Source organism: Embleya sp. NPDC055664, from assembly GCF_053618075.1.
This window is the reverse complement of the sequence record NZ_JBSHGZ010000003.1, coordinates 198,732-218,526: the sequence shown is the minus strand read 5'-3', so window position 1 is coordinate 218,526 and position 19,795 is coordinate 198,732. Positions and strand designations below refer to the sequence as shown.

The 19,795-nt window shown below is 72.9% G+C and carries 23 protein-coding genes; 11 read left to right on the top strand and 12 right to left on the bottom strand.

Annotated features, from left to right (window positions below):
* Positions 1-17 precede the first annotated feature (17 nt).
* Positions 18-1,292 carry an MFS transporter gene (locus ACWGR4_RS06765; protein WP_452129675.1) on the bottom strand — a complete coding sequence of 425 codons (1,275 nt, stop codon included), beginning with the start codon at positions 1,290-1,292 and terminating at the stop codon, positions 18-20.
* Between the two features lie 178 nt (positions 1,293-1,470).
* Here ACWGR4_RS06765 and ACWGR4_RS06760 point away from each other — a divergent pair, with 178 nt between their 5' ends.
* Positions 1,471-2,232 (top strand): FadR/GntR family transcriptional regulator, encoded by a 762-nt coding sequence (locus ACWGR4_RS06760; protein ID WP_380001418.1) that lies wholly within the window; start codon positions 1,471-1,473, stop codon positions 2,230-2,232.
* Between the two features lie 11 nt (positions 2,233-2,243).
* Positions 2,244-3,485 carry a threonine synthase gene (locus ACWGR4_RS06755; RefSeq protein WP_452129676.1) on the top strand — a complete coding sequence of 414 codons (1,242 nt, stop codon included), beginning with the start codon at positions 2,244-2,246 and terminating at the stop codon, positions 3,483-3,485.
* A gap of 22 nt (positions 3,486-3,507) precedes the next feature.
* Here the strand turns inward: ACWGR4_RS06755 and ACWGR4_RS06750 are convergent, their stop codons facing one another.
* The 3 genes from ACWGR4_RS06750 to ACWGR4_RS06740 all read right to left on the bottom strand — a co-directional run bounded on the left by ACWGR4_RS06750 (position 3,508) and on the right by ACWGR4_RS06740 (position 5,601).
* Positions 3,508-4,122 (bottom strand): DJ-1/PfpI family protein, encoded by a 615-nt coding sequence (locus ACWGR4_RS06750; protein WP_380001414.1) that lies wholly within the window; start codon positions 4,120-4,122, stop codon positions 3,508-3,510.
* A gap of 106 nt (positions 4,123-4,228) precedes the next feature.
* Entirely contained in the window at positions 4,229-4,630 is a 402-nt protein-coding gene (locus ACWGR4_RS06745; protein WP_380001412.1) for a pyridoxamine 5'-phosphate oxidase family protein, read from the bottom strand.
* A 143-nt stretch (positions 4,631-4,773) separates the two neighbouring features.
* Positions 4,774-5,601, bottom strand: coding sequence for an isocitrate lyase/PEP mutase family protein (locus ACWGR4_RS06740; RefSeq protein WP_380001410.1), 828 nt, complete (start codon positions 5,599-5,601; stop codon positions 4,774-4,776).
* Between the two features lie 156 nt (positions 5,602-5,757).
* Here ACWGR4_RS06740 and ACWGR4_RS06735 point away from each other — a divergent pair, with 156 nt between their 5' ends.
* Positions 5,758-7,350 (top strand): class I adenylate-forming enzyme family protein, encoded by a 1,593-nt coding sequence (locus ACWGR4_RS06735; RefSeq protein ID WP_452129677.1) that lies wholly within the window; start codon positions 5,758-5,760, stop codon positions 7,348-7,350.
* 1 nt (position 7,351) lies between these two features.
* On the opposite strand, the gene ACWGR4_RS06730 is transcribed toward ACWGR4_RS06735, so the two are convergent.
* On the bottom strand, positions 7,352-8,041 hold the full coding sequence (locus tag ACWGR4_RS06730) for a helix-turn-helix transcriptional regulator (protein WP_452129678.1): 690 nt from the start codon (positions 8,039-8,041) through the stop codon (positions 7,352-7,354).
* 106 nt (positions 8,042-8,147) lie between these two features.
* Entirely contained in the window at positions 8,148-8,756 is a 609-nt protein-coding gene (locus ACWGR4_RS06725) for a superoxide dismutase (RefSeq protein ID WP_078974164.1), read from the bottom strand.
* 138 nt (positions 8,757-8,894) lie between these two features.
* Between ACWGR4_RS06725 and ACWGR4_RS06720 the strand changes: the two genes are divergently transcribed.
* The 3 genes from ACWGR4_RS06720 to ACWGR4_RS06710 all read left to right on the top strand — a co-directional run bounded on the left by ACWGR4_RS06720 (position 8,895) and on the right by ACWGR4_RS06710 (position 11,154).
* Positions 8,895-9,944 carry a questin oxidase family protein gene (locus ACWGR4_RS06720; RefSeq protein WP_452129679.1) on the top strand — a complete coding sequence of 350 codons (1,050 nt, stop codon included), beginning with the start codon at positions 8,895-8,897 and terminating at the stop codon, positions 9,942-9,944.
* A gap of 131 nt (positions 9,945-10,075) precedes the next feature.
* Complete coding sequence (locus ACWGR4_RS06715) at positions 10,076-10,354, top strand: hypothetical protein (RefSeq protein ID WP_380001402.1); 279 nt, start codon at positions 10,076-10,078, stop codon at positions 10,352-10,354.
* 158 nt (positions 10,355-10,512) lie between these two features.
* Positions 10,513-11,154 carry a nucleoside/nucleotide kinase family protein gene (locus ACWGR4_RS06710; RefSeq protein ID WP_380001400.1) on the top strand — a complete coding sequence of 214 codons (642 nt, stop codon included), beginning with the start codon at positions 10,513-10,515 and terminating at the stop codon, positions 11,152-11,154.
* Positions 11,155-11,172: 18 nt separating this feature from the next.
* On the opposite strand, the gene ACWGR4_RS06705 is transcribed toward ACWGR4_RS06710, so the two are convergent.
* Complete coding sequence (locus ACWGR4_RS06705; RefSeq protein ID WP_380001398.1) at positions 11,173-12,006, bottom strand: aldo/keto reductase; 834 nt, start codon at positions 12,004-12,006, stop codon at positions 11,173-11,175.
* Between the two features lie 172 nt (positions 12,007-12,178).
* Between ACWGR4_RS06705 and ACWGR4_RS06700 the strand changes: the two genes are divergently transcribed.
* On the top strand, positions 12,179-12,427 hold the full coding sequence (locus ACWGR4_RS06700; RefSeq protein ID WP_452129569.1) for a hypothetical protein: 249 nt from the start codon (positions 12,179-12,181) through the stop codon (positions 12,425-12,427).
* Between the two features lie 86 nt (positions 12,428-12,513).
* Here ACWGR4_RS06700 and ACWGR4_RS06695 read toward each other — a convergent pair whose 3' ends face one another.
* Complete coding sequence (locus ACWGR4_RS06695) at positions 12,514-13,563, bottom strand: lactonase family protein (protein WP_380001396.1); 1,050 nt, start codon at positions 13,561-13,563, stop codon at positions 12,514-12,516.
* 178 nt (positions 13,564-13,741) lie between these two features.
* Positions 13,742-14,398, bottom strand: coding sequence for a TetR/AcrR family transcriptional regulator (locus ACWGR4_RS06690; protein ID WP_380001394.1), 657 nt, complete (start codon positions 14,396-14,398; stop codon positions 13,742-13,744).
* 79 nt (positions 14,399-14,477) lie between these two features.
* On the opposite strand from ACWGR4_RS06690, the gene ACWGR4_RS06685 reads away from it, so the two are divergent.
* Both ACWGR4_RS06685 and ACWGR4_RS06680 read left to right on the top strand, forming a co-directional pair.
* Positions 14,478-15,263 carry an ABC transporter ATP-binding protein gene (locus tag ACWGR4_RS06685; protein ID WP_380001392.1) on the top strand — a complete coding sequence of 262 codons (786 nt, stop codon included), beginning with the start codon at positions 14,478-14,480 and terminating at the stop codon, positions 15,261-15,263.
* Between the two features lie 15 nt (positions 15,264-15,278).
* Positions 15,279-16,058, top strand: coding sequence for an ABC transporter permease (locus ACWGR4_RS06680; RefSeq protein ID WP_452129570.1), 780 nt, complete (start codon positions 15,279-15,281; stop codon positions 16,056-16,058).
* Between the two features lie 40 nt (positions 16,059-16,098).
* Here ACWGR4_RS06680 and ACWGR4_RS06675 read toward each other — a convergent pair whose 3' ends face one another.
* Complete coding sequence (locus tag ACWGR4_RS06675; protein WP_452129571.1) at positions 16,099-17,076, bottom strand: helix-turn-helix transcriptional regulator; 978 nt, start codon at positions 17,074-17,076, stop codon at positions 16,099-16,101.
* 171 nt (positions 17,077-17,247) lie between these two features.
* Here ACWGR4_RS06675 and ACWGR4_RS06670 point away from each other — a divergent pair, with 171 nt between their 5' ends.
* Positions 17,248-17,481 (top strand): hypothetical protein, encoded by a 234-nt coding sequence (locus tag ACWGR4_RS06670; RefSeq protein WP_380001386.1) that lies wholly within the window; start codon positions 17,248-17,250, stop codon positions 17,479-17,481.
* A gap of 90 nt (positions 17,482-17,571) precedes the next feature.
* Here ACWGR4_RS06670 and ACWGR4_RS06665 read toward each other — a convergent pair whose 3' ends face one another.
* On the bottom strand, positions 17,572-18,309 hold the full coding sequence (locus ACWGR4_RS06665; RefSeq protein ID WP_380001384.1) for a DedA family protein: 738 nt from the start codon (positions 18,307-18,309) through the stop codon (positions 17,572-17,574).
* A 157-nt stretch (positions 18,310-18,466) separates the two neighbouring features.
* On the opposite strand from ACWGR4_RS06665, the gene ACWGR4_RS06660 reads away from it, so the two are divergent.
* Positions 18,467-18,940, top strand: coding sequence for an N-acetyltransferase family protein (locus tag ACWGR4_RS06660; RefSeq protein WP_452129572.1), 474 nt, complete (start codon positions 18,467-18,469; stop codon positions 18,938-18,940).
* Positions 18,941-19,348: 408 nt separating this feature from the next.
* Here ACWGR4_RS06660 and ACWGR4_RS06655 read toward each other — a convergent pair whose 3' ends face one another.
* A complete protein-coding gene (locus ACWGR4_RS06655; protein ID WP_380001380.1) occupies positions 19,349-19,753 on the bottom strand; it encodes a PPOX class F420-dependent oxidoreductase in 405 nt (134 codons plus the stop codon).
* Positions 19,754-19,795 lie beyond the last annotated feature (42 nt).

Genomic DNA, 19,795 nt, shown 5'->3' with positions numbered 1-19,795 from the left:
GGTCCGGTGCCGGTGGGTCAGGTGCCGGGCCGCCGGGCGCGTTCGGCGGGTTCGGGTTCGGCGGCGCCGGTCGCGCCGTGGCCGCCGGACAGCACCAGGCCGACCAGGAGTTGGCCGACGGCGGTGACCACGAGGGCCGCCATCGGCACCGTCCAGCCGCCGGTGGCGCCGTGCATCAGGCCGAGCGCGAACGGGCCGGTCGCGGCGACCCCGTAGCCGAGCGATTGGGCCAGCGTGGACAACGCGGTCGTCTCGGCGGCGCCGGCGCCACTGCCGCCGATCACCGAGAGCACCAGCGGGAACGAGCAGAAGCCCACCCCGACCGCCACCGCCCACACCACCGGCGCCGCGACCGGCGCGATCAGCAGGCCGGTGAAGCCGATCAGCATGCTCACCGAGACCAGGACGAACGCCGGCCGCAGCCGCCCGGTGGCCCGCACGAACGCGAGCAGCGCGAATGTGGCCGGGATGCCCGCGCCCTGGGTGATCGCCAACATCGCGCCCGCGCCGCCGTGGCTCATCCCCCGGTCCGACAGCAGCGTGGGCAACCACCCCACCAGCGCGTAGCAGTTCAACGCCTGCAGCGCGAAGTAGGCGGTGACCAGGCGACCCAGGCGGGTGCGCGCCATCGCCCACGGCGACACGTACCCCGCGGCGCCGGTACCGCCGGCCGCCGCGTGCGGGGCGCGGACCAGCGACCACACGAGCAGCGCCGCCACCGCCGGGATCGCCCACACGGCCAAGCCCAGCGAGGGCGAGTCGAGCCCGTCGGCCACCGGCACGGCCACCGCCGCGGCCAAGGTCGCGCCCAGTGCCATCACCGTCGTGTACACCCCGGTCAGCACCGACACGCGGTGCGGGAAGTGTCCGCGCAGCAGGGCGGGCAGCAGCACATTGCCCACGGCCAGCCCCGACATGCCCACGACGGTGCCGGTCAGCAGCGCCCAGGTGGCCGGCACCATCCGCAGACCCAGCCCGGCGGCGAGCGCGACCAGCGCCACCAGGACCGCGCGCTCGGTGCCCAACCGGCGGGCCAGTGGCGAGGCGGTCAGCCCGGCGGCGGCAAAGCACAGGGTCGGCAGGGTGGGCAGCAGTGACGCGGTCACCGAGCCGAAACCCAGCGTGTCGCGCAGCGCCTCCAGAAGCGCCGCCGCGCTGCTGATGCCGAGCCTCAGGTTGAACGCGATCAGCACGATGCCCACGCCGGCCAGCCACGCGGCCCGCCGACGGGCGGCCGGATCGGCGGCGGTCGGCACCGCGAGCGAGGTGGAGGCGGAGGCGGCGGGAGTCATGGGTCAAAGGTAAGACGTCTGATGAATCCTGTCCAGATGACGTCCGATCATCCGACGTGTACGGAGGTATTCTGAGGTCCGGCGACGGTTTCGGGGCCGGTCGGCGAATTCCCGTCGTCGCCGGAGGGGGCGGCCGTCCCGGTCGCCGCCGACGTCCCAGGTCAGGAGCCCGCGCGCGATGAGCAGCCTCGAATCCGTGCGCCGGCCGGCGCTGTCCGCCGAGGTGATCGCCCGGCTGCGCGAGCGGATCACCTCCGGTGACTGGCCGGTCGGCGGTCGCATCCCGCCCGAGCCCGAACTGATGACACAGCTCCAGGTGGCCCGGGGCACGCTGCGCGAGGCGGTGCGCGCGCTCGCCCACGCGGGCCTGCTCGACGTGCGCCAGGGCGACGGCACGTACGTCCGCGCGGTCAGCGAACTCTCCGGCGCGGTCGAACGCCTCTACGGCGGCAGCGACATCGGCCAGGTCCTGGAGGTACGCCAGGCACTCGACCTCCAGGCCGCCCGGCTCGCCGCGATCCGTGCCGAGGAAGGCGACCTGGCCGCGCTCGACGACGCGCTGCGCCGGCGCCGGGCGGCGTGGGACGCGCGCGACTTCGACGCATGGATCGCCGCCGACTGGGAGTTCCACCTGGGCGTCGCCGACGCGGCGCACAATCCGCTGCTGGCCGAGCTGTACCGCAACCTGTCCGGCCCGGTACGGGCCTCGGTGGCCGACTCCTGGACCGACCCGGGCTACCAGGGCGCGGCACCCGCGGGCCACGAGGATCTGCTCCGCGCGCTGCGCGACCGCGACCCGGCCGAGGCCGCGCGCCAGGCCGATGCCAACCTGACCGACACCCACGACTGGCATGCGGTGCGTTCGACGAACCACCCGACGCCGCAGGCGAGTCGCGCGAAGGCGCAGGCGAATCCTCCGGAGGCGGAGGCGCGGCGTTAGGCTCGACGGTCATGATCTCCGAAGACTCCTCGCCCCGGTCGCGCCCGTCCGGCTCGGGGGAATCGCTGGCCACGGTGCAGCGTTCGCTGGGCGATCCGAGTGTCGAGTTTCCGCTGTGGCCGCCGCTGCTGTCCGGGTGTCCGGTGACAAGCACCGACGAGGTCGCCTATCCGGTCGAGGTGGACTACGCCTACGACCGGGTCGAGCCGGAGCTGTTCGCGCCGGGTGGCCCGCGCGCCGGACTGGCCCGCTGGGCACCGCTGTTGCCACCGCTGCTCGGGCCCGGTCTGGGCGAGGGCGACACGCCGCTGATCGAGTTCGGCGACGGGGTGTACGTCAAGGACGAATCGCGCAACCCGACCTGGAGCCACAAGGACCGGATCAACCGCTGTACGGTCTCCGCCGCGCTCGCCGTGGGCGCGCCCGGCGTCGTGGTGTCCTCCTCCGGCAACCACGGCGCGTCCGCGGCGGCCTTCGCCGCCCGGGCCGGGCTGCCGGCGGTGGTGTTGGCGTCCTCGGACGCACCGCCGGCGGTGCACTCGTTCCTGGAGGCGTACGGCGCGACCGTGCTGCCCGTACCGGCCGAGGCGCGGTGGGGACTGATGCGCGAGATCGTCGACCGGCTCGGCTTCCATCCGCTGAGCAACCTCACCACCACGCACACCGGCCATGCCTTCGGCCCCGAGGGCTACAAGACCATCGCGTACGAGATCCACGCCGAACTCGGCGTCCCGGCGGCGGTGTTCGTCCCGACCGGCTACGGCGAGCTGCTGTTCGGGGTGTGGAAGGGCTTCGCCGAACTGCGCCGCCTCGGCCTGACCGACCGCACGCCCCGACTGTTCTCGTGCGAGCCGGCCGCCGGCGGACCCCTGGCCGCGGCGGTGCGCGCGGGCCTGCCTGCCGCACACGTCCCGGTCGGCCGGACCACCGCGTACGCGATCGACTGCCCCGTCGGCGGCTACCGGGGCGTCCTGGCCGTGGAGCACGACGAACGGCGGGCCCTGCTCCTCACCGACGCCCAACTGGCGGCGGCCCGCGCGGAGTTGAGCCGCCAGGGGATCTGGGTCGAAACCTCCGCCGCGGCGGGCCTGGCGGGCCTGCGGGCACACGGGCCGATCGACGGCCCGGTGGTCTGCGTGGCCACGTCCAGCGGCTTCAAGGACCTCGACGTCGGCGCCCACCGACCGGACCCGGTGGAGCCGACGTGGGCGGGGGTCGAGGCCCGCCTGCGGGCGGCGGGAATCGCGGCATAGCGGCGGCGTCGCCGGGGCCCGGTCAGCCCGCCGTCACGCGCTCGCCCGCGCGCAGGACCCGGAACACGTGCTCCACGGTGGACTGCTTCTCGCCGACCGGGGCCACGTAGTCGATCGCCGCCCGGGCCGCCGCCTCGCCCAATGTGCGGGAGATCGTCCAGGCGGCCAGATACTGCGAGGCCATGCAGCCGCCGGCGGTGGCGATCGGGCCGCACGCGTGGAACGGGGCGTCCAGAACCTCGACACCGGCCGCCTCGACCCACGGCCGGGAGGTGGCGTCGGTACAGGCGGGCAGGTCGGTCAGCAGGCCGAGTCGGGCCAGGACCAGGGCGCCGGAGCACTGGGAGCCGACGAGTTGCCGGCCGGGGTCGAGCGGCAGGCTCGCGAGCAGCGTGTCGTCGGCGACCACGTCGCGGGTCCTGATACCGCTGCCGATCAACACCACGTCGGCCTCGGGGATGAAGTCGAACGCGCGTTGCCCGGTGATCTCGACGCCGTTCATCGAGGTGACCGTCGGCGTGGGCGTGGTGATGTACGCCGTCAGACCGTCGCGCCGACAGCGGTTGACGATGGCCGCCGCCACGAAGCTGTCCAGTTCGTTGAAGCCGTCGAAGGTGACCACGGCAACCTGTGTCATCGACCCATCCCCGTTCGAATCGGTGTACCCACACTCTCCCGGCAGGCTACGCCTCGACGGCCGGTACACCCCCACGACCTAACGGCGGTCGGGCGCGGCCCCGCCTCTACACCGTCCCCATCCGCCGGGTCACCGCGATCTCGATCACCACCCGCTCCGGATTCACCCTCGGCTCGCGGTAGCGCTCGGTGTATCGCCGCACCGCCTCGGCGACGGCCTCCGGATCGCGGTTGACCGTCGCGATCCCCTCCAGCGTGGACCAGCGCCGCCCGGCGACCTGGGAGAGCGCGACGCGGGCGCCCGGTGCCGCCGCGAGCACGTTGCGGACCTTCTTGCTCGCGCCGTGCGAGATGACCCGGGCGATCCCGGACACGTCGTCGTACGTGGCGCCGACGGGCACCTGGTGCGGCGTGCCGTCGGGGCGGTGGGTGACCAGCAGGCACAGGTGTCGTTCCTGCCAGAAGTCCCGGAAATCCGCGGTGATGGTCGGCGGAACGTGCAACGTCATCGAGATCAGATCTTTCACGATCGAGCCGGCCGAATCCGGCGAAGCCGTCCCGGCCCCACCGCCCAGCAGTATGCCGCCCACCGCATGGGCCCGCGCCCGGGGAGGGGCCCGCACGGCCACCCGCACGGCCACGCGACCCGGTCTCAGTCCGCCCGGTAGACCTCCGACATCGCCTGCGCCTGTGCATACGTCGGCGCGTCACCCGCCGTCGCCTCCCCGTCGTGCGCGACCGACCACGCCAGGTCCACCGCGCTCCGCACCGCGACCCGGAACAGCAGCGACCCCGTGCTGATCCGCCGTACGCCGAGCCGCGCGAGGCGGGCCCGGGACAGGCCGGTGGGGCTGTACAGGATGTTCAGCGGCGCGTCGGTGGCCCCCACCAGCTTCTCGATCACGGCCTCGTCCTGGACGCCCGGTACGAACACGCCGTCGGCCCCCGCCGCCCGGTAGGCCCGGATCCGCCGCACCGTCTCGTCGAGCGAGGCGCCCGGGCCACCCGCCCAGTAGGTGTCCGTGCGCGCGTTGACGAACAGCGTCGGCGCGGCCTGCTTGATCGCGGCGATCACCGCGACCTGGTGGTCCGCGTCGGTCAGCGTCCCGTCGGCCCGCCCGTCCTCGATGTTGATCCCCGCCACCCCGGCCCGCACCAGCTCGGCGCCCAACGCCGCGACGTCCTCCGGGCGCTCGGCGAAACCGCCCTCGACGTCGACGCTGACCGGCACCGGCAGCCGCGCGATCCCGACCCCCAGGCGCACCGTCTCCTCACGCGTGCCGCCGACCCCGTCCGGCTTGCCCACCGCGATCGCGACGCCCAGGCTCGTCGTCCCGATCGCCGAGAACCCGCGCTCGACCAGCGCCGCCGCCGTGGCGTGGTCCCACGCGTTCGGCAACACCAGTGGCGTGTCGGCCCGATGCAGGGCCAGGAATTCCGCGTAACGATCGGCGTTGGCGGCCTGGTTCACAGTACTCATCGAGCATGCCCTCCGGATCGACGACGACCGCCCGATCGCGGCCGGCCCCCACGATCCTCCCCCACCGCCCCGGGTCCCGACAGCCGAAATCCCGGCCCGCCCCCCGAACCCGCCGCCCACCTGCGGTAGCGTCCCGGCGAGAAGGTCGGAGGCCCCATGCTGCTGCACGAGATCCTGGTCGCCGCGGCTCGGGAGGTACCCGATCGCACCGCGCTGATCGTCCCCGGACACCCGTTCCGCACCCCATCGGCCACAGCGGTCGCCGACCCGTCCACCACGGCCTGGACGTTCGCCGAACTGGCTGCCCGCTCCCGAGCCCTGGCCACGACCGTGGCCAAGCGCACGTCGCCCGGCGCCCGGGTCGCGATCCTCGCGCACAATCGGGCCGAATACGTCGCCGCCTACTACGGCGTCTCGTGGGCCGGGCGCGTCCTGGTCCCGCTCAACCCCCGACTGCACCCGCGCGAATGGGCCGACCAACTCGCCCGCTCCGGCGCGGAACTGCTCCTCGGCGACGCCGACCTGCTCGGCACACTCGCGTGGCCGGGCGGCCCGAGCCTGGAACTGGACGCGGCCGTCACCGCCGAGCACACCGGTGCCGAGTGGAGCGCCGACGACCCGCCGACCGACGCCGCCTTCGACCCCGCCGCCGACGAATCCGCCCTGACCTGGCTGCTGTTCACCTCCGGCACCACCGGCCGGCCCAAGGGTGTCCGGCTCACCCACCGCAGCCTGATCGCGGCCATGCGCGCCTCGCTGGCCTGCCGCCCGGTCGACCCGGACACCGTCGTACTGACCCCCTTCCCGCTCGCACACGTGGCCGGCTACCAGGTGTTGGCACACCATCTGGCCTGCCGCCCGGCGGTCGTGCTGCGCCGCTATCTCCCGGCCGAACTGGCCGCCGTGGCCCGCGAGTTCGAGGTGACCAGCCTGTCCCTGGCGCCGACCATGATCGACGCGCTCCTCGACCATGTGCGAGAGGGCGACGGCTTGCGCGAGCGCATCCGCTCGATCAGCTACGGCGCCTCGCCGATCACGCCCGAGCTGATCCGCCGGGTCGACGGGCTGCTCGGCTGCGGCCTGGGGCAGGGGTACGGAATGACGGAGTTGTCGGGCAACGCGGTGTTCCTGAACGCCGCCGACCACCGCAACGCCGCGAGCGATCGCCCGCACCTGTACGCCGCCGCCGGGCGCCCCGGCCCGGGGGTGGAGATCCGGATCGTCGACGACGCGAACCGGCCGCTGCCCGCCGGCGCGGTCGGCGAGGTCTCGGTCCGCTCCGAGCAGGTCGCGGACGGTTACTGGCAGGTGGACACCGGCGAGTTCGCGGCGGGCTGGTTCCGCACGGGCGACCTGGGCCGACTCGACGCCGAGGGCTATCTGTACGTCCTGGACCGCAAGAAGGACGTGATCATCACCGGCGGCGAGAACGTCAGCGCCCGCGAGGTGGAGGCGGTCCTGCGCGAACACCCCGGCGTACGCGAGGTCGCGGTGGTCGGCGAACCCGACACCCGGTGGGGCGAACGGGTGGTCGCCGTGGTGGTCCCGACCGCCGGACACACCGTCGACCCGGACGAGTTGGTCACGCTGTGCCGCGCACACCTGGCCGGCTTCAAGGTCCCGCGCCGGGTGGTGTTCACCGACACGCTGCCGGTCACCGGCACCGGCAAGATCAGCAAGCCCGCCCTGCGCGAACGCGTCCTGGAATGGAGCCGCGCCGACTCCCCGGCCGGACACACGGGGGCCTGAACTACTCCGCGCCCGACGACCCCGCGTCGGCCTGCGTCGGCCCCGCCTCCCGCGGCCGGATCTCGTACGCACAGTGCGGGGCGCCGGCCACCATGTGGCTCACCCGCCGCACCTCGGTGTCCGGCAACGCCTCGCGCAGGAACGTCAGTTCCGACGAGCACGCGGTGCCGCAGCGGATCGCCACGTCGAAGATCGCGCAGTTCTGCTCGACGATCAGCCAGCCGCCGCCGTCCGCCAGCGGTCGCGCGGCGGCCAGGTAGCCGTCCTCGTCGAGGATGGCGGCGATCGCGGCCACCCGATCGGCGAGGTCGGGCGCGGTGGTCCGGGTCCGGGCGCGCTCCAGGCGCCGCTCCCGACGCCGGTCGAACAGGCGGTCCACAAAGCCGGGTTCCTCGGCCTGAGCGGTCTCCAGGAGGTCCCCGACCAGGTCGCCGTAGCGCCGGGGGAACAGGTTCTCGCCGGCCGTGGTCAGCCGGTACACGTGCTTCGGCCGGCCCGGCCCCAATCGGGCCTGCCGGTGGGTCACATACCCCTCGGCGACCAGCCCGGACAACTGCTGGCGCATGCCGCTCGCGGTCATCCCGACCGCCTCGGCCAACTCCTCCGCGCGCAGCTCACCCGCGCCCTTGAGGCGCCGCAATATCTCCCGCCGGGTCTCGGGCAACAGTGCGAACGCGTCCTGCTCGCTCACCCCGCTCGCCTCCCTCGTTCGTCCCGAGTACCCCGAGTGTGTGTCACCCCCACCGGACAGGGCCGCACGGGGAACCCCCGCGCGGCCCCGGACCGGACGTCGTTCCTCAGGCGCCCTTGGCGGCCGAGAGGCGCGCGGCGACGTCGTCCCAGTTGAAGACGTTCCACACGGCCTTGAAGAAGTCCGCCTTGACGTTCTTGTACTGGAGGTAGAACGCGTGCTCCCACGCGTCGATCGCGAGCAGCGGCACGGTGCCCTGCGGGATGTTGCCCTGGTGGTCGTAGACCTGGGTGACCACGATGCGCTGCGACAGCGGCTCCCACGCGGCGACGGACCAGCCCGACCCCTGCACGGTCATCGCGGTCTGCGTCATGTGCGCGCGGAACTGCTCGAAGCCGCCGAAGTCGACGCCGATCTGCTCGGCGAGGTCACCGGTGGGCTCGCCGTTGCCGGTCGGGCCCAGGTTGGTCCAGAACAGGCTGTGCAGCACGTGGCCCGAGACGTGGAAGGCCAGGTCCTTCTCCAGCTTGGAGATGGTGCCGTAGGCCTCCTTGTCGCGGGCGTCGGCGAGCTGCTCGAGGGCGGTGTTGGCACCGGCCACGTACGCCGCGTGGTGCTTGTCGTGGTGCAGCTCCATGATGGCGCCGCTGATGTGCGGCTCCAGGGCGGCGTAGTCGTAGGTCAGGTCGGGGAGCGTGTAGACCTTGTCGGCCACGGGAGTTCCTCCTGCGCAGTGGTTGCGGTGACAGAGTCGACCCTATGCTTCTCCCGGGAATACCGGCAAGTTAGGCAAGACTTAACTGTCCTAACCGGAAGTCCCCGGTCCACACTCGGCACACGAAGGAAACGAACGATGCGACAACAAGCCGCCGACGCCTTGGACGAAGCATTCGCACGTCTGCACCGCACCGGCTCCGAATTCGACGACAAGCTGTCCAATCACGGGCCGATGGCCGTCGAAGCCCTCGTGCACGCGGGCCAGTGGGAAGCCGTGCCCGCTTGGCTCGACTCCTACACCCGCCGGCTCGAACCGGTTTCGCGACCCACCGAGCGCATCGCCCGCGACGCGTGGCGCGAGGCACTGGGCGACCGCGCCCGGGACGGCGACTGGATCGCCCTGTTCACGGACGAGATCGCCGAACGGCCGTGGCGCGAGGTGCTCGCGCTGTGGTGGCCCAGGCTGCTCCCGGGACTGCCCGGCGGCGCCACCCACGGGGTGATCCGGGTCGGACACGCGGTCCGCGCCCTGCTGGACCTCGGCGAGAGCCCGGTCCGCCTCGCCGAGTTCGCCCACGCGATGGCGTACTTCGCGTCCGGCAACCAGGCCCTGCCCGAACTGCCGCGGCTCGCGGGGGGCCGCACGCCGTTCGAGGCCCTGGACGCGGTCCCGCCCCTGCCGATCGAGGAGAAGGACCACATCAGCCGCCGGCTCGACTTCCTGGCCGGGTGGGACGCGTGGCTGACGCCGACCCTGTCGGTACAGGAGGCCACGACCCCCGAGCAGGCGCAGGCGCTGCTCGCCGACACCGTGCACGCGGCAACCCTGCGCTACCTGCGCCGCGGACACGGCAGCGGGGTGATGAACGTGCACGCGGTGACCGCCCCGAGCGCGGTGTTGCGGGTGTTGCCGGCGCTGCCGCGCGAGCAGTGGATCCCCTCGTACACCACGGCCTGGGCCACGAGCAGTGCGGTCTTCGCGGTCTACTCGGGCCGCGAGGACGCGACCGGGACGCCCGCTCCCGCGCCCGATCCCGGCGAGGCCGGACAGCGTGCCCTCGCGCACGGCGACGAGCACGTGATCAAGCTCGTGGACACCGCGGTGGACGTGTTCGCCCGCTCCGGCGACACCCGCGCGCTGGCCGCCGGCACGCTCGCGGCGGAGTTGATCGCGCCGGAGCACTGACCGGTCGCGCCGGGCAAGGCGACACGCCCTCGAACGAGTGAGATTCCCCCACTCGGCGCAGCCGATTGCGTTCGCTGGTGCCGCGCACACGCCGTGCGGCACCAGCGAACCATCCAGTGAACGGAGCCCCCATGCGCATCACCCCGCTGCTCACCGCCGTGACGGTCGGCGCCCTGCTCGCCCTGACTCCGGCCGCCCCCGCGCTCGCCGACGGCAACGCGGACACCATCACGAGCGAGACCAGCCGGATCGGCTCGGGCGGCCCGGTCGGCATGATCGGCGAGGACGACGTGCTGCACGACCTGCGTCCGGCCGTGGTGGGTGTGCACCAGGGCATCTCCGGCGGCTTCGTGGAGGTGCCCGCACCGGTGGTCCAGGCCCCGCAGATGCCGCCCATGCCCACCTTCTGACGCCCGCCCGTCTTCCCACACCCACCTCCCGGACGGCCGGCCTCGACCCGGGCCGCGGCGGGGGCGGCCCCCGCGGCCCGGGGGGGGGGCCCCCCCTGGGTCGGGGCGGGGGACAATGGCCCCATGACCGCACCGAACGCACCCCGCCCGGCGCGCCGATGGTGAACGTACGACCGATCACCCCGACCGCCCTGGTGGACGAGCTGGTCGAGGCGATCGCCCGGCGCGCCGCCGACCGGCCGTGGACCCGGGTGGCTCTGGACGGCGCGGACGCCGCCGAACCGGGCGCGCTCGCCGACGCGTTGGTGGCGCCGCTGCGCCTGCGCGGGCATCCGGTGTTGCGGGTGCGGGCCCGCGACTTCCTGCGGCCGGCGTCGGTGCGCCTGGAGTACGGGCACACCGACGCCGAGTCGTACCTGTGGGGCTGGCTGGACGACGCCGGGCTGCGCCGCGAGGTGTTGGAACCGCTGGCGCCCGGCGGCACCGGGCGGGTGTTGCCGAGCCTGTGGGACGCGGCCCGGGACCGGGCCACCCGCGCCGACTACACCGTGCTGCCCGAGGGCGGGGTACTGCTCCTGGACGGGCCGCTGCTGCTCGGCAAGGGCCTGCCCTTGGAGCTGACGGTGCATCTGTGGTTGTCCCCGGGAGCGCTGCGCCGGCGCACCCCCGCCGAGGACGCCTGGACCATCGAGGCGCTGACCCGCTACGCCGAGGAGATCGTGCCCACGACCGAGGCGGACCTGACCGTGCGCTACGACCATCCCGCGCATCCGGCACTGGTCGAGCCGCAACGCCGCTGACGATCGGCGCGGTCGGCCTCAGTCGACCTCGTCCGGGTCCGGGCCGAGCCGCTCGCCCCGGTCGAGCCGACCGATCGCGTCCAGTTCGGCCGCGTCCAGGTCGAAGTCGAACACCTCGAAGTTCTCCCGGATCCGCGCGGGCGTGACCGACTTGGGGATGACGATGTTCCCCAGGTGCAGGTGCCAGCGCAGCACCACCTGGGCGGGCGATTTGCCGTGCGCGCGGGCCGCCTCGGTGATCACCGGGTCCGCCAGCAGCGCGCCGCCCTTGCCCAGCGGGCTCCACGCCTCTGTCGCGATCGCGTGCGCCCGGTCGTACGCGCGGACCCGGCCCTGCTGGAGGTAGGGGTGCAGTTCGACCTGGTTGACCGAGGGCATCACGGCGGTGTGTTCGAGCAGTCGGGTCAGGTGCTCGGGTTGGAAGTTGGACACCCCGATCGTGCGCACCCGGCCGTCCGCGAGCAGCTTCTCGAACGCGCGCCAGGTGTCCAGGTAGCGGTCCCGACTCGCCGCCGGCCAGTGGATCAGGTACATGTCCACGTAGTCCAGGCCGAGCAGCCGCGCGCTCTCCTCGAACGCGGCGAGCGTCGAGTCGTATCCCTGCTCGGTGTTCCACAACTTGGTGGTGACGAACAGTTCCTCGCGCGGGACGGAGGAGGCGGCCAGGGCCCGGCCCACACCCGCCTCGTTGCCGTAGATCGCGGCGGTGTCGATGCTGCGATAACCCACCTCGATGGCGTTCGTCACGGCGGCGGTGGCCTCGTCGTCGCCGACCTGGAAGACCCCGAAGCCGAGCTGCGGGATGGTGACGCCGTTGTTGAGGGTGACGTCGGGTACGGGGGTGGAACTCATCATGGGGACGGTCCTTCGCGGTGGGGGATGGGGGATGGAGGGCTCGCGGTCAGCGGGAAGTCGGACGGGCCGAGGGGCCGCCGACTCCGGCACGCCGGAGTCACCCTGCCCGCTCTGCCCGCCGGCGGCCCCGGCCACACCGGGGAGGTGTCCGGCGACCGTGCGCGAACGGGTGGGTGGTACTGAGCCGGAGCGCAACCACGCACCTGGTCACCCGGCTGGAGGAGCGCAGCCGCTCTCGCGCCATCTGTGCGACACCGACCGTCGGGGCATCTACACCGAGGTCACCTCTGCGGGCTGCACACTGCTCTCCACCGCCCGCCCCACCCACGACCGCACCCCGCGCGAAGCCCTCGCCGAGGCCGCGGAGCACACCGAACCGGCCCCGCCGGTCGGCGCGGTCAAGTCGCTCGGCGCGTAGGGCGCGGCACGGAATCGAGGCACATCAGGCCCGACGCCGGACGGATCGAGGCGACCCGTCCGGCGGGCAGGCGGGCCCGGGAGCGGCTAGGCCAGGACGCTGGTCGGGCTGCCGGTCGCGAGGGCGACGCCGAGGGCGGTGAGCCGGCCCGTGCCCGGGTCGCAGCGGAATGCGGTGATCGTGTCGCCGCGCTGGTTCGCCGCGTACAACACGTCGCCGACCAGGGTCAGATCACGCGGCCAGGCCCCGCCCGTCGGGATCTCCTCGACCAAGGCCAACTCCGCGCCGTCGACGGCGAGCACCGAGATCGTGTCCGGCCCCCGGTTGGCCGCGTACACGAAGCGCCCGTCCGCCGAGGCCACGATCCCCGACGGCGCGCCCTCGCCGCCGGACAACACGAACGGCTTGCCCGCCACGGTCAGCGCCCCCGTACGCGGATCGCCGCGCAGCGGGGTGACCGTCGTGTTCAACTCCCCCGCCAGCCAGGCCAGGTCCTTCGGCCCGTACGCGATGTGCCGCGGTCCGGTCCCCGGCGGCAGGGTCACCTTCGGCCCCTCGGCGATGGTCCCCGCCTCGGCGTCGAAGTTCAGGTGGTACACGGTGTCCGAACCCAGGTCGCACACCACCAGCCACCCGCCGCCGGCGGCGAACGTCACCTGGTGCGCGTGCGAGGCCGCCTGCCGGTCCGCCACCGGCCCGGACCCGGTCAGCCGTACGTGCGTGGCGGCCTCGCCGAGCGTGCCGTCGTCGGCGATCGGGTGCACGGTCACACTGCCGCCGCCGTAGTTGGCCACCACCACGAACCGCCCCGTGGGGTCGGCCGCCAGATGACACGGCCCCGCGCCGAGCGTGGAGACCTCGCCCAGCGGCACGAGCCGTTCGTCCTGCACCGAGTACGCGCCGACCGCGCCCTCGCCGGCCCGCTCGCTGACCGCGTACAGGAAGCGGCCCGAGGGGTGCCGGGTCAGATACGACGGCGAGATCGCGGGAATGGCCGCGGACGGCGTACCGAGCAGTCCGCTCTCCGGGTCCTGCCGGCACACGGTGATGCCGGTGCCGTGCCCGTCCATGTCGGGGGTGTACGAGCCCACGTACACCAGCGGTCCGCGTCGGTCGGAAGCATTTGGTGAGGTCACACGGTTCTCCTGTGGTCCGGCCGGTGGCGGCCGATCATCGGTCGACTCCTGATCCATCGACCGAGCCGGCGACGCCGACCACGCAGATCATCGCGGATCGAACGCGCCGCCGCGGCCGATGTCATGCTCCTCCCCGACCCCACCGCCGGCACACCCCCGCCGGAACGCCGGAGCCGGCTCACTCGGATCCGCGAACCGCGTAGCCCAGCACCTCGGCGCTCAACAACGTTTCGACCGCGTCCAGTTGCTCCAGCGCCCGGTCGGCCGTCTCGTCCGGATCGACGCCGTCGGCCAGGCGGCGGCCGATCCCCCGGAAGACGGCCTGCTGGATTCCGGCGAGTTGGCCGGCGATCAACTCCGGTACCGGGTCGGTGGGCGCCACCCCGGCCTCCTCGGCGAGGGTCCGCGCCAGCGCGTCGGCGCCGGCCTGCTGCATCCGCCACAGCCGGCCCACCAGCACCGGCGATTCCAGCATCACCCGCGCCCACCGCTCGTAGCCCGGAAACAGCCCGGCGTAGAGCGAGCGCTCCTCCACGTCCCGGCGCAGCACCGCCAGTACCGCGCGCGTGGCCGACTCGCCCACCGCGCGCTCGCGCACGATTTGGGACAGGCGGTCCACCAGTTCCGACTCGCGGTCGAAGAACAGGTCCTCCTTGGCCGGGAAGTAGTTGTACACGGTGTTCACCGAGACCTCGGCCAGTTCGGCGATCTGCGCGACGGTGACCGCGTCGAACCCGCGTTCCATGAACAACCCGGTCGCGATGTCCGAGATGTGCGTCCGGGTGCGGCGCTTCTTGCGCTCACGCAGACCCTCGGCGGGTTCGGTCTCCGTCATGTCGCCATTGTAGTCATCTTGGTGGTTCTTAAATTTTGGGGCCGTTGCAAAAATTAACCGACTGTGTTTCGGTGGTCCCATGACACCCGTCATCCACACCACCGGGCTCGCCCGGACCTTCCGAACCAAGCGCGGCACGGTCGAGGCCGTCCGCGGCATCGACCTGACCGTCCCCGCCGGCGAGATCCTGGGTTTCCTCGGGCCCAACGGCGCCGGCAAGACCACCACGCTGCGCATGCTCACCACGCTGCTCGCCCCCACCGGCGGCAGCGCCACGGTGGCCGGTCACGACCTGCTGCGCGATCCGGCGGGCGTACGCCGACGGATCGGCTACGTCGCCCAGTCCGGCGGCCTCGACCCGGGCGTGTCCATGCGCGAGGAACTCACCACCCAGGCCCGGCTGTACCGCCTCGACCGGGCCGCCGCCCGGGCGCGCACCGCCGAACTGGCCGCCGCACTGGACCTGGCCGACCTCCTGGACCGGCCGTGCGCCGCGCTCTCCGGCGGCCAGCGCCGTCGGCTCGACATCGCGATGGGCCTGCTCCACCGCCCCGAGGTGTTGTTCCTGGACGAGCCGACCACCGGCCTGGACCCGGGCAGCCGGGTCGACCTGTGGGACCTGGTGCGACGGATCCGCGACGAGTGGGGCACCACGGTCTTCCTGACCACGCACTACCTCGACGAGGCGGACGCGCTCGCCGACCGCCTCGTGGTCGTCGACCATGGCCGGGTCGTCGCCGAGGGCACCGCACACGCGCTCAAGACCGAGTACGCCGGCTCCCCCGACGCCTCGCTCCAGGACGCCTTCATCGCCATCACCGGCCGGCGCGCCCCCGCGCCCGCCGAGACCCCGATCGCCGTCTGACCCGCCGAGGTGACCATGTCCACGCCATCCGCGGCGTCCACGCCGGCCGCGTTCCTGGCCGACACCCTGCTGATCTTCGGCCGCTATCTGCGCCAGACCCTGGCCGCCCGGGTCGGGTTGGTGTTCGGGCTGCTCCAACCCCTGCTGTTCCTGGTCCTGTTCGGGCCGCTCCTGCGCGAGGTCCCCCTCGGTGGGGAGGGCGACTCCTGGCAGACCCTCGTCCCCGGCCTGCTGGTGCAACTCGGTTTGTTCAGCGCCGCGTTCGCCGGTTTCGGCATCCTGATCGAAAAGCAGCAGGGCATCCTGGAGCGGATGCGGGTGACCCCCGTGAGCCGCGTGGCGCTGTTGCTCGGGCGGGTGCTCAAGGACATCGTGCAACTGCTGGTCCAGTCGCTGCTGCTGGTCCTGGTCGGGGTGGCCTTCGGGCTGCGCGCGCCGATCCTCGGGATGCTGGTCGGATTCGGCTTCGTCGCGCTGATGACCGCGTCGATCGCGTCGCTGTCCTACGCGTTGGCGATGCGGGTGGACAGCCCGCAGGAGTTCGCCCCGGTGGTCAACTCGGTCAACCTGCCGGTGATGCTGCTGTCCGGGATCCTGCTGCCGATGTCCCTGGCCCCGGACTGGCTGGACGGGCTCTCCCGGGCCAACCCGCTGCGGTACGTGGTCCTGGCGGTGCGCTCGGCGTTCGTCGGGGACTACGGGGGCACGGTCGGCACGGGGGCACTGGCGGCGCTGGGCCTGACCGCGGTGTCGGTCCCGGTGGCGGTACGGCTGTTCCGGCGGGCCGGGGCGTAGCGGTCGGCCGGTCCGGGCCTCGGCGGCGCGGCGCGGGTGCCTACCCGTACCGCGCCGCCGTCGCGCGTGCGCCTGCGGCGATCGCGGCGCGCAGCTCGGGCGGGCCCAGGACCTCCACCTCCGGCCCCAGTCGCAGCAGTTCGGCCACCCCCACCTCGATCGTCTCGATCGGGAGCCGGGCCCGCACCCGACCGTCGGGCAGCGGCTCCCCCGCGCTCGCCTCCACGACCTCGGCGACATGCGCGCCGAACAGGGGCCGCACCAACCCCCGCGCGCCCTCGGTCAACAACACCTCGGCGTCGATCGGGCGCAACCGCTCGGCGAACTCCCGCGACGAGTCCTCCCAGAAGGCCGCCAGATCGAAGTCCGGATCACGCTCGAACACCTCGTCGAGCACGTGCAACTCCTCGATCCGCACCACCCGATAGGTGCGCTCGCGGCGCTCCCCCGTCCCGGCCGAGCGCGCCACCAGGTACCACTGCCCCGCCTTGAGCACGAGCCCGTACGGCTCCAGCTCGCGGATGACCTCGCCGGCCCAGCGCCGGTAGTGCACCCGGATCCGCCGGTCGGTCCACACCGCGCCCGCGATCCGGGACAGCTCCGGCGAGCGGTCCGCCTCCCGGTACCACCCCGGCGCGTCCAGGTGGAAGCGCGGTCGGGCCCGCTCGACGCGCTCGCGCAGTTCGGCGGGCAGTCCGGCCCGGACCTTGAGCTGCGCGGAGGCGACCACCGCGCCCAGACCCAGTTCCGCCGCCGGGCCCGGCAGCCCGGCCAGGGACAGTGCGTGCGCCTCGTCGTCGGTCAGCCCGTTGATCCGGGTCCGAAAGCCCTCCAGGAGCCGATAGCCGCCCGCGGGACCGCGCTCGGCAAGGACCGGCACCCCGGCCGCCGCCAGCGCCTCCACGTCCCGGTAGACGGTCCGGACGGACACCTCCAACTGCTCGGCCAACTCGGTCGCGGTGACGAGCCCCCGGTTCTGCAGGGTCAGCAGGATGGTCAACAACCGACTCGCACGCATGGTCGCAATTGTGGCGGAGCGGACCCCGGCGGCGCCGAACGAGTGAAATGCCCGGCCGAACCGGTGCACTCGGCTTCGGGATCCTCGATCGTGCGCCGTTCGTTGATCGAATATCGAGTGGACTGTGCACGACTGTGATCTCGGGGCCGGAACGAAACGGAGAACGGCGCCATGAGCGGCTTCCTCGACAAGGCCAAGAAGATGGCCGAGGACACGATGAACACCGGCAAGCAGAAGGTCGAAGAGGTCCAGGTCGGCCGGGACGCGTCGGCGCTGCTGAAGAAGTTGGGCGCCGCGTACTGGAAGGAGCAGCGCGGCGGCGGCTCACACGAGGAGGTCACGCGGGCCCTGGCGGCGCTCGACGAGCACGTGGCCAAGCACGGCGACGCGGCACTGCACGGCTGAGCCACCGCCCGGGCCGGGCCCGGGCACACCGAAGGGGGCCGGGTCCACGACCTCGCCCCCGCTTTTCCGTCGCGTATGCCCGCCGCCCGATCAGGCGACGCTGTCCTCCCGGGTCGCCGACGTGGCCCCCGCGAAGTCGCGACGCGCGTCACCCGACGCGGCGTCGGCGGTGGGATCCGCGAACGCCGAGGAACCGTCCTCCTCGGCCTTGCGCCGCCGCCGGCGCCGAATGAGGGTGACGGCCCCGGCCACGATCCCGATCGCCACGATCGCGGCCCCTATCCAACCGGGCACACTCGCCGCCGACGGGTACGCGCTGCCCGCGAGCCGGCCCAGCATGATCGAGCCCGGCACCCACACCACGATGCCGACCGCGTTCCACGGGGCGAACCGTCGATAGGGCATCCCCGCCGCCCCGGCCAATCGCGGCAGCAGCGTACGAGCGAAGGCGACCCAACGACCCAGCATCACCGTCACGCCGCCCGCGCCCCGCCCGCGGGTGAACATCTCCTCCGCCCGTTCCCACCGATGCTCACCCACCCTGCGCCCGATATGCCCGGTTCGTATGCGTTCGCTGCGATGTCTGCCGGAGAGGTAACCGAGAGTGTCCCCGGCGAGCGCGGCCGAGGTCGCGATGATCAGTACCGGCACCAGTGCCAGGTGTCCGGTCGAGGTGAGCAGTCCACCGAGCAGGAGCACCGGTTCCGCGGGGGCGAAGACGCCGAGCAGCAGACCCGTCTCGATGATGGCGACCAGTGCGATCACGACATAGGCGTATAGCGGTGGGAGATCTCCCAGCCGGTCCACCCACTCGTGCACGGCATCCACGTGGAACCTCCCCGTTAGGCCGCTTGCCATGTGGCCTGACAAGCATCCGCCCTCAATGGTGTCAACGGATCCTGCGCGCGGCCGAATTCCCGCCTACTCCCCTGGCGGTATGGACCTGACAAAAGTCATCCGGTCCCGCGCGTCTACGTTGGGCACCATGAACGACATCCAAATCCGGCCGGCGAACCGCGACGACCTGGCCGCCATAGTCGGCCTCCTGGTGGACGACACCCTGGGTTCGGGGCGTGACTCGCAGGAGGACATGACCCCCTACCTGGCCGCCTTCGAACGCCTGTCGGCCGACCCGAACCAGGAGGTGGTGGTGATGACCCGCCCGGACCCGGAAACCGGCGCCCCGAAGGTGATCGGCACCCTACAACTCACCATCATCCCGGGCCTGTCCCAACGCGGCACGACCAGAGCCCTGGTGGAGGCGGTCCGCATCCACAGCACCGAACGCGGCAACGGCCTCGGCACGACCCTGATGCACTGGACCATCCAACGCGCCCGAGAACGAGGCGCCACCCTGATCCAACTAACCTCCAACAACACCCGGGAAAACGCCCACCGCTTCTACCGAACCCTGGGCTTCACAGACTCCCACGTAGGCTTCAAACTCCCCCTGCAATAACCACCACCAAAACCCAAGCACCCGCCCACAAGCCCACCCAGCCGAGCCACCCCACAAAACCAAACAACCCGCCCGGCACTCGAGACCACCCAGCCGGTCCGACACTTGAGACCAAGCAGCCCGGCCGGCGCATGAGGCCAAGCAGCCCGGCCGGCGCTTGAGGCCACCTCGGCCGGAGGCCGGGTCACTCAGCCCGGCCGGCGCATGAGGCCAAACAGCCCGGCCGGCGCATGAGGCCACCTCGGCCGGAGGCCGGGTCACTCAGCCCGGCCGGCGCATGAGGCCAAACAGCCCGGCCGGCGCTTGAGGCCACAGGCCGCCGCACGGCCCGAGTGCGCTTGAGGCCACAGGCCGCCGCACGGCCCGAGTGCGCATGAGACCAACCCGGGTGCCACCAGGCCCGGGCGCCTACTCGCACCCCCCGAGCACAACGCGCACACCCACCGTCCCCGCAACCCCCCGCCGCACCCGGCTCCCGAGCAGCGTCACCCACCCCACCACGCCGAACTTGCGCCGGATCAACCCCCGATACCGCTCCGTCCCGGCCGCGTCCAACAACGACGCGGTCCCCGGCACCGCCTCCCCCCGCACGCGCCCCCGCGCATCACACTCGGCGACCGTGACCCGCCCGCTGTTACGGATCCGCTTCACCTTCCCGGACGCCCGCGCCGTCCACACCCCGAGCGCGTCGCCGTCGCGGAAAACCCACACCGGCGTGCCCACCGCCCTCCCGTCCCGGCGAAACGTGGTCAGCAGGACGTATTTGCCCGCCGTGAGTCGATCCAGATCCTCGGGCGTCCCGGGCGAAGTCATGCGCGCGAGTCTAGGGCGCACGCGCGGCGCGGAGGCGGCGCA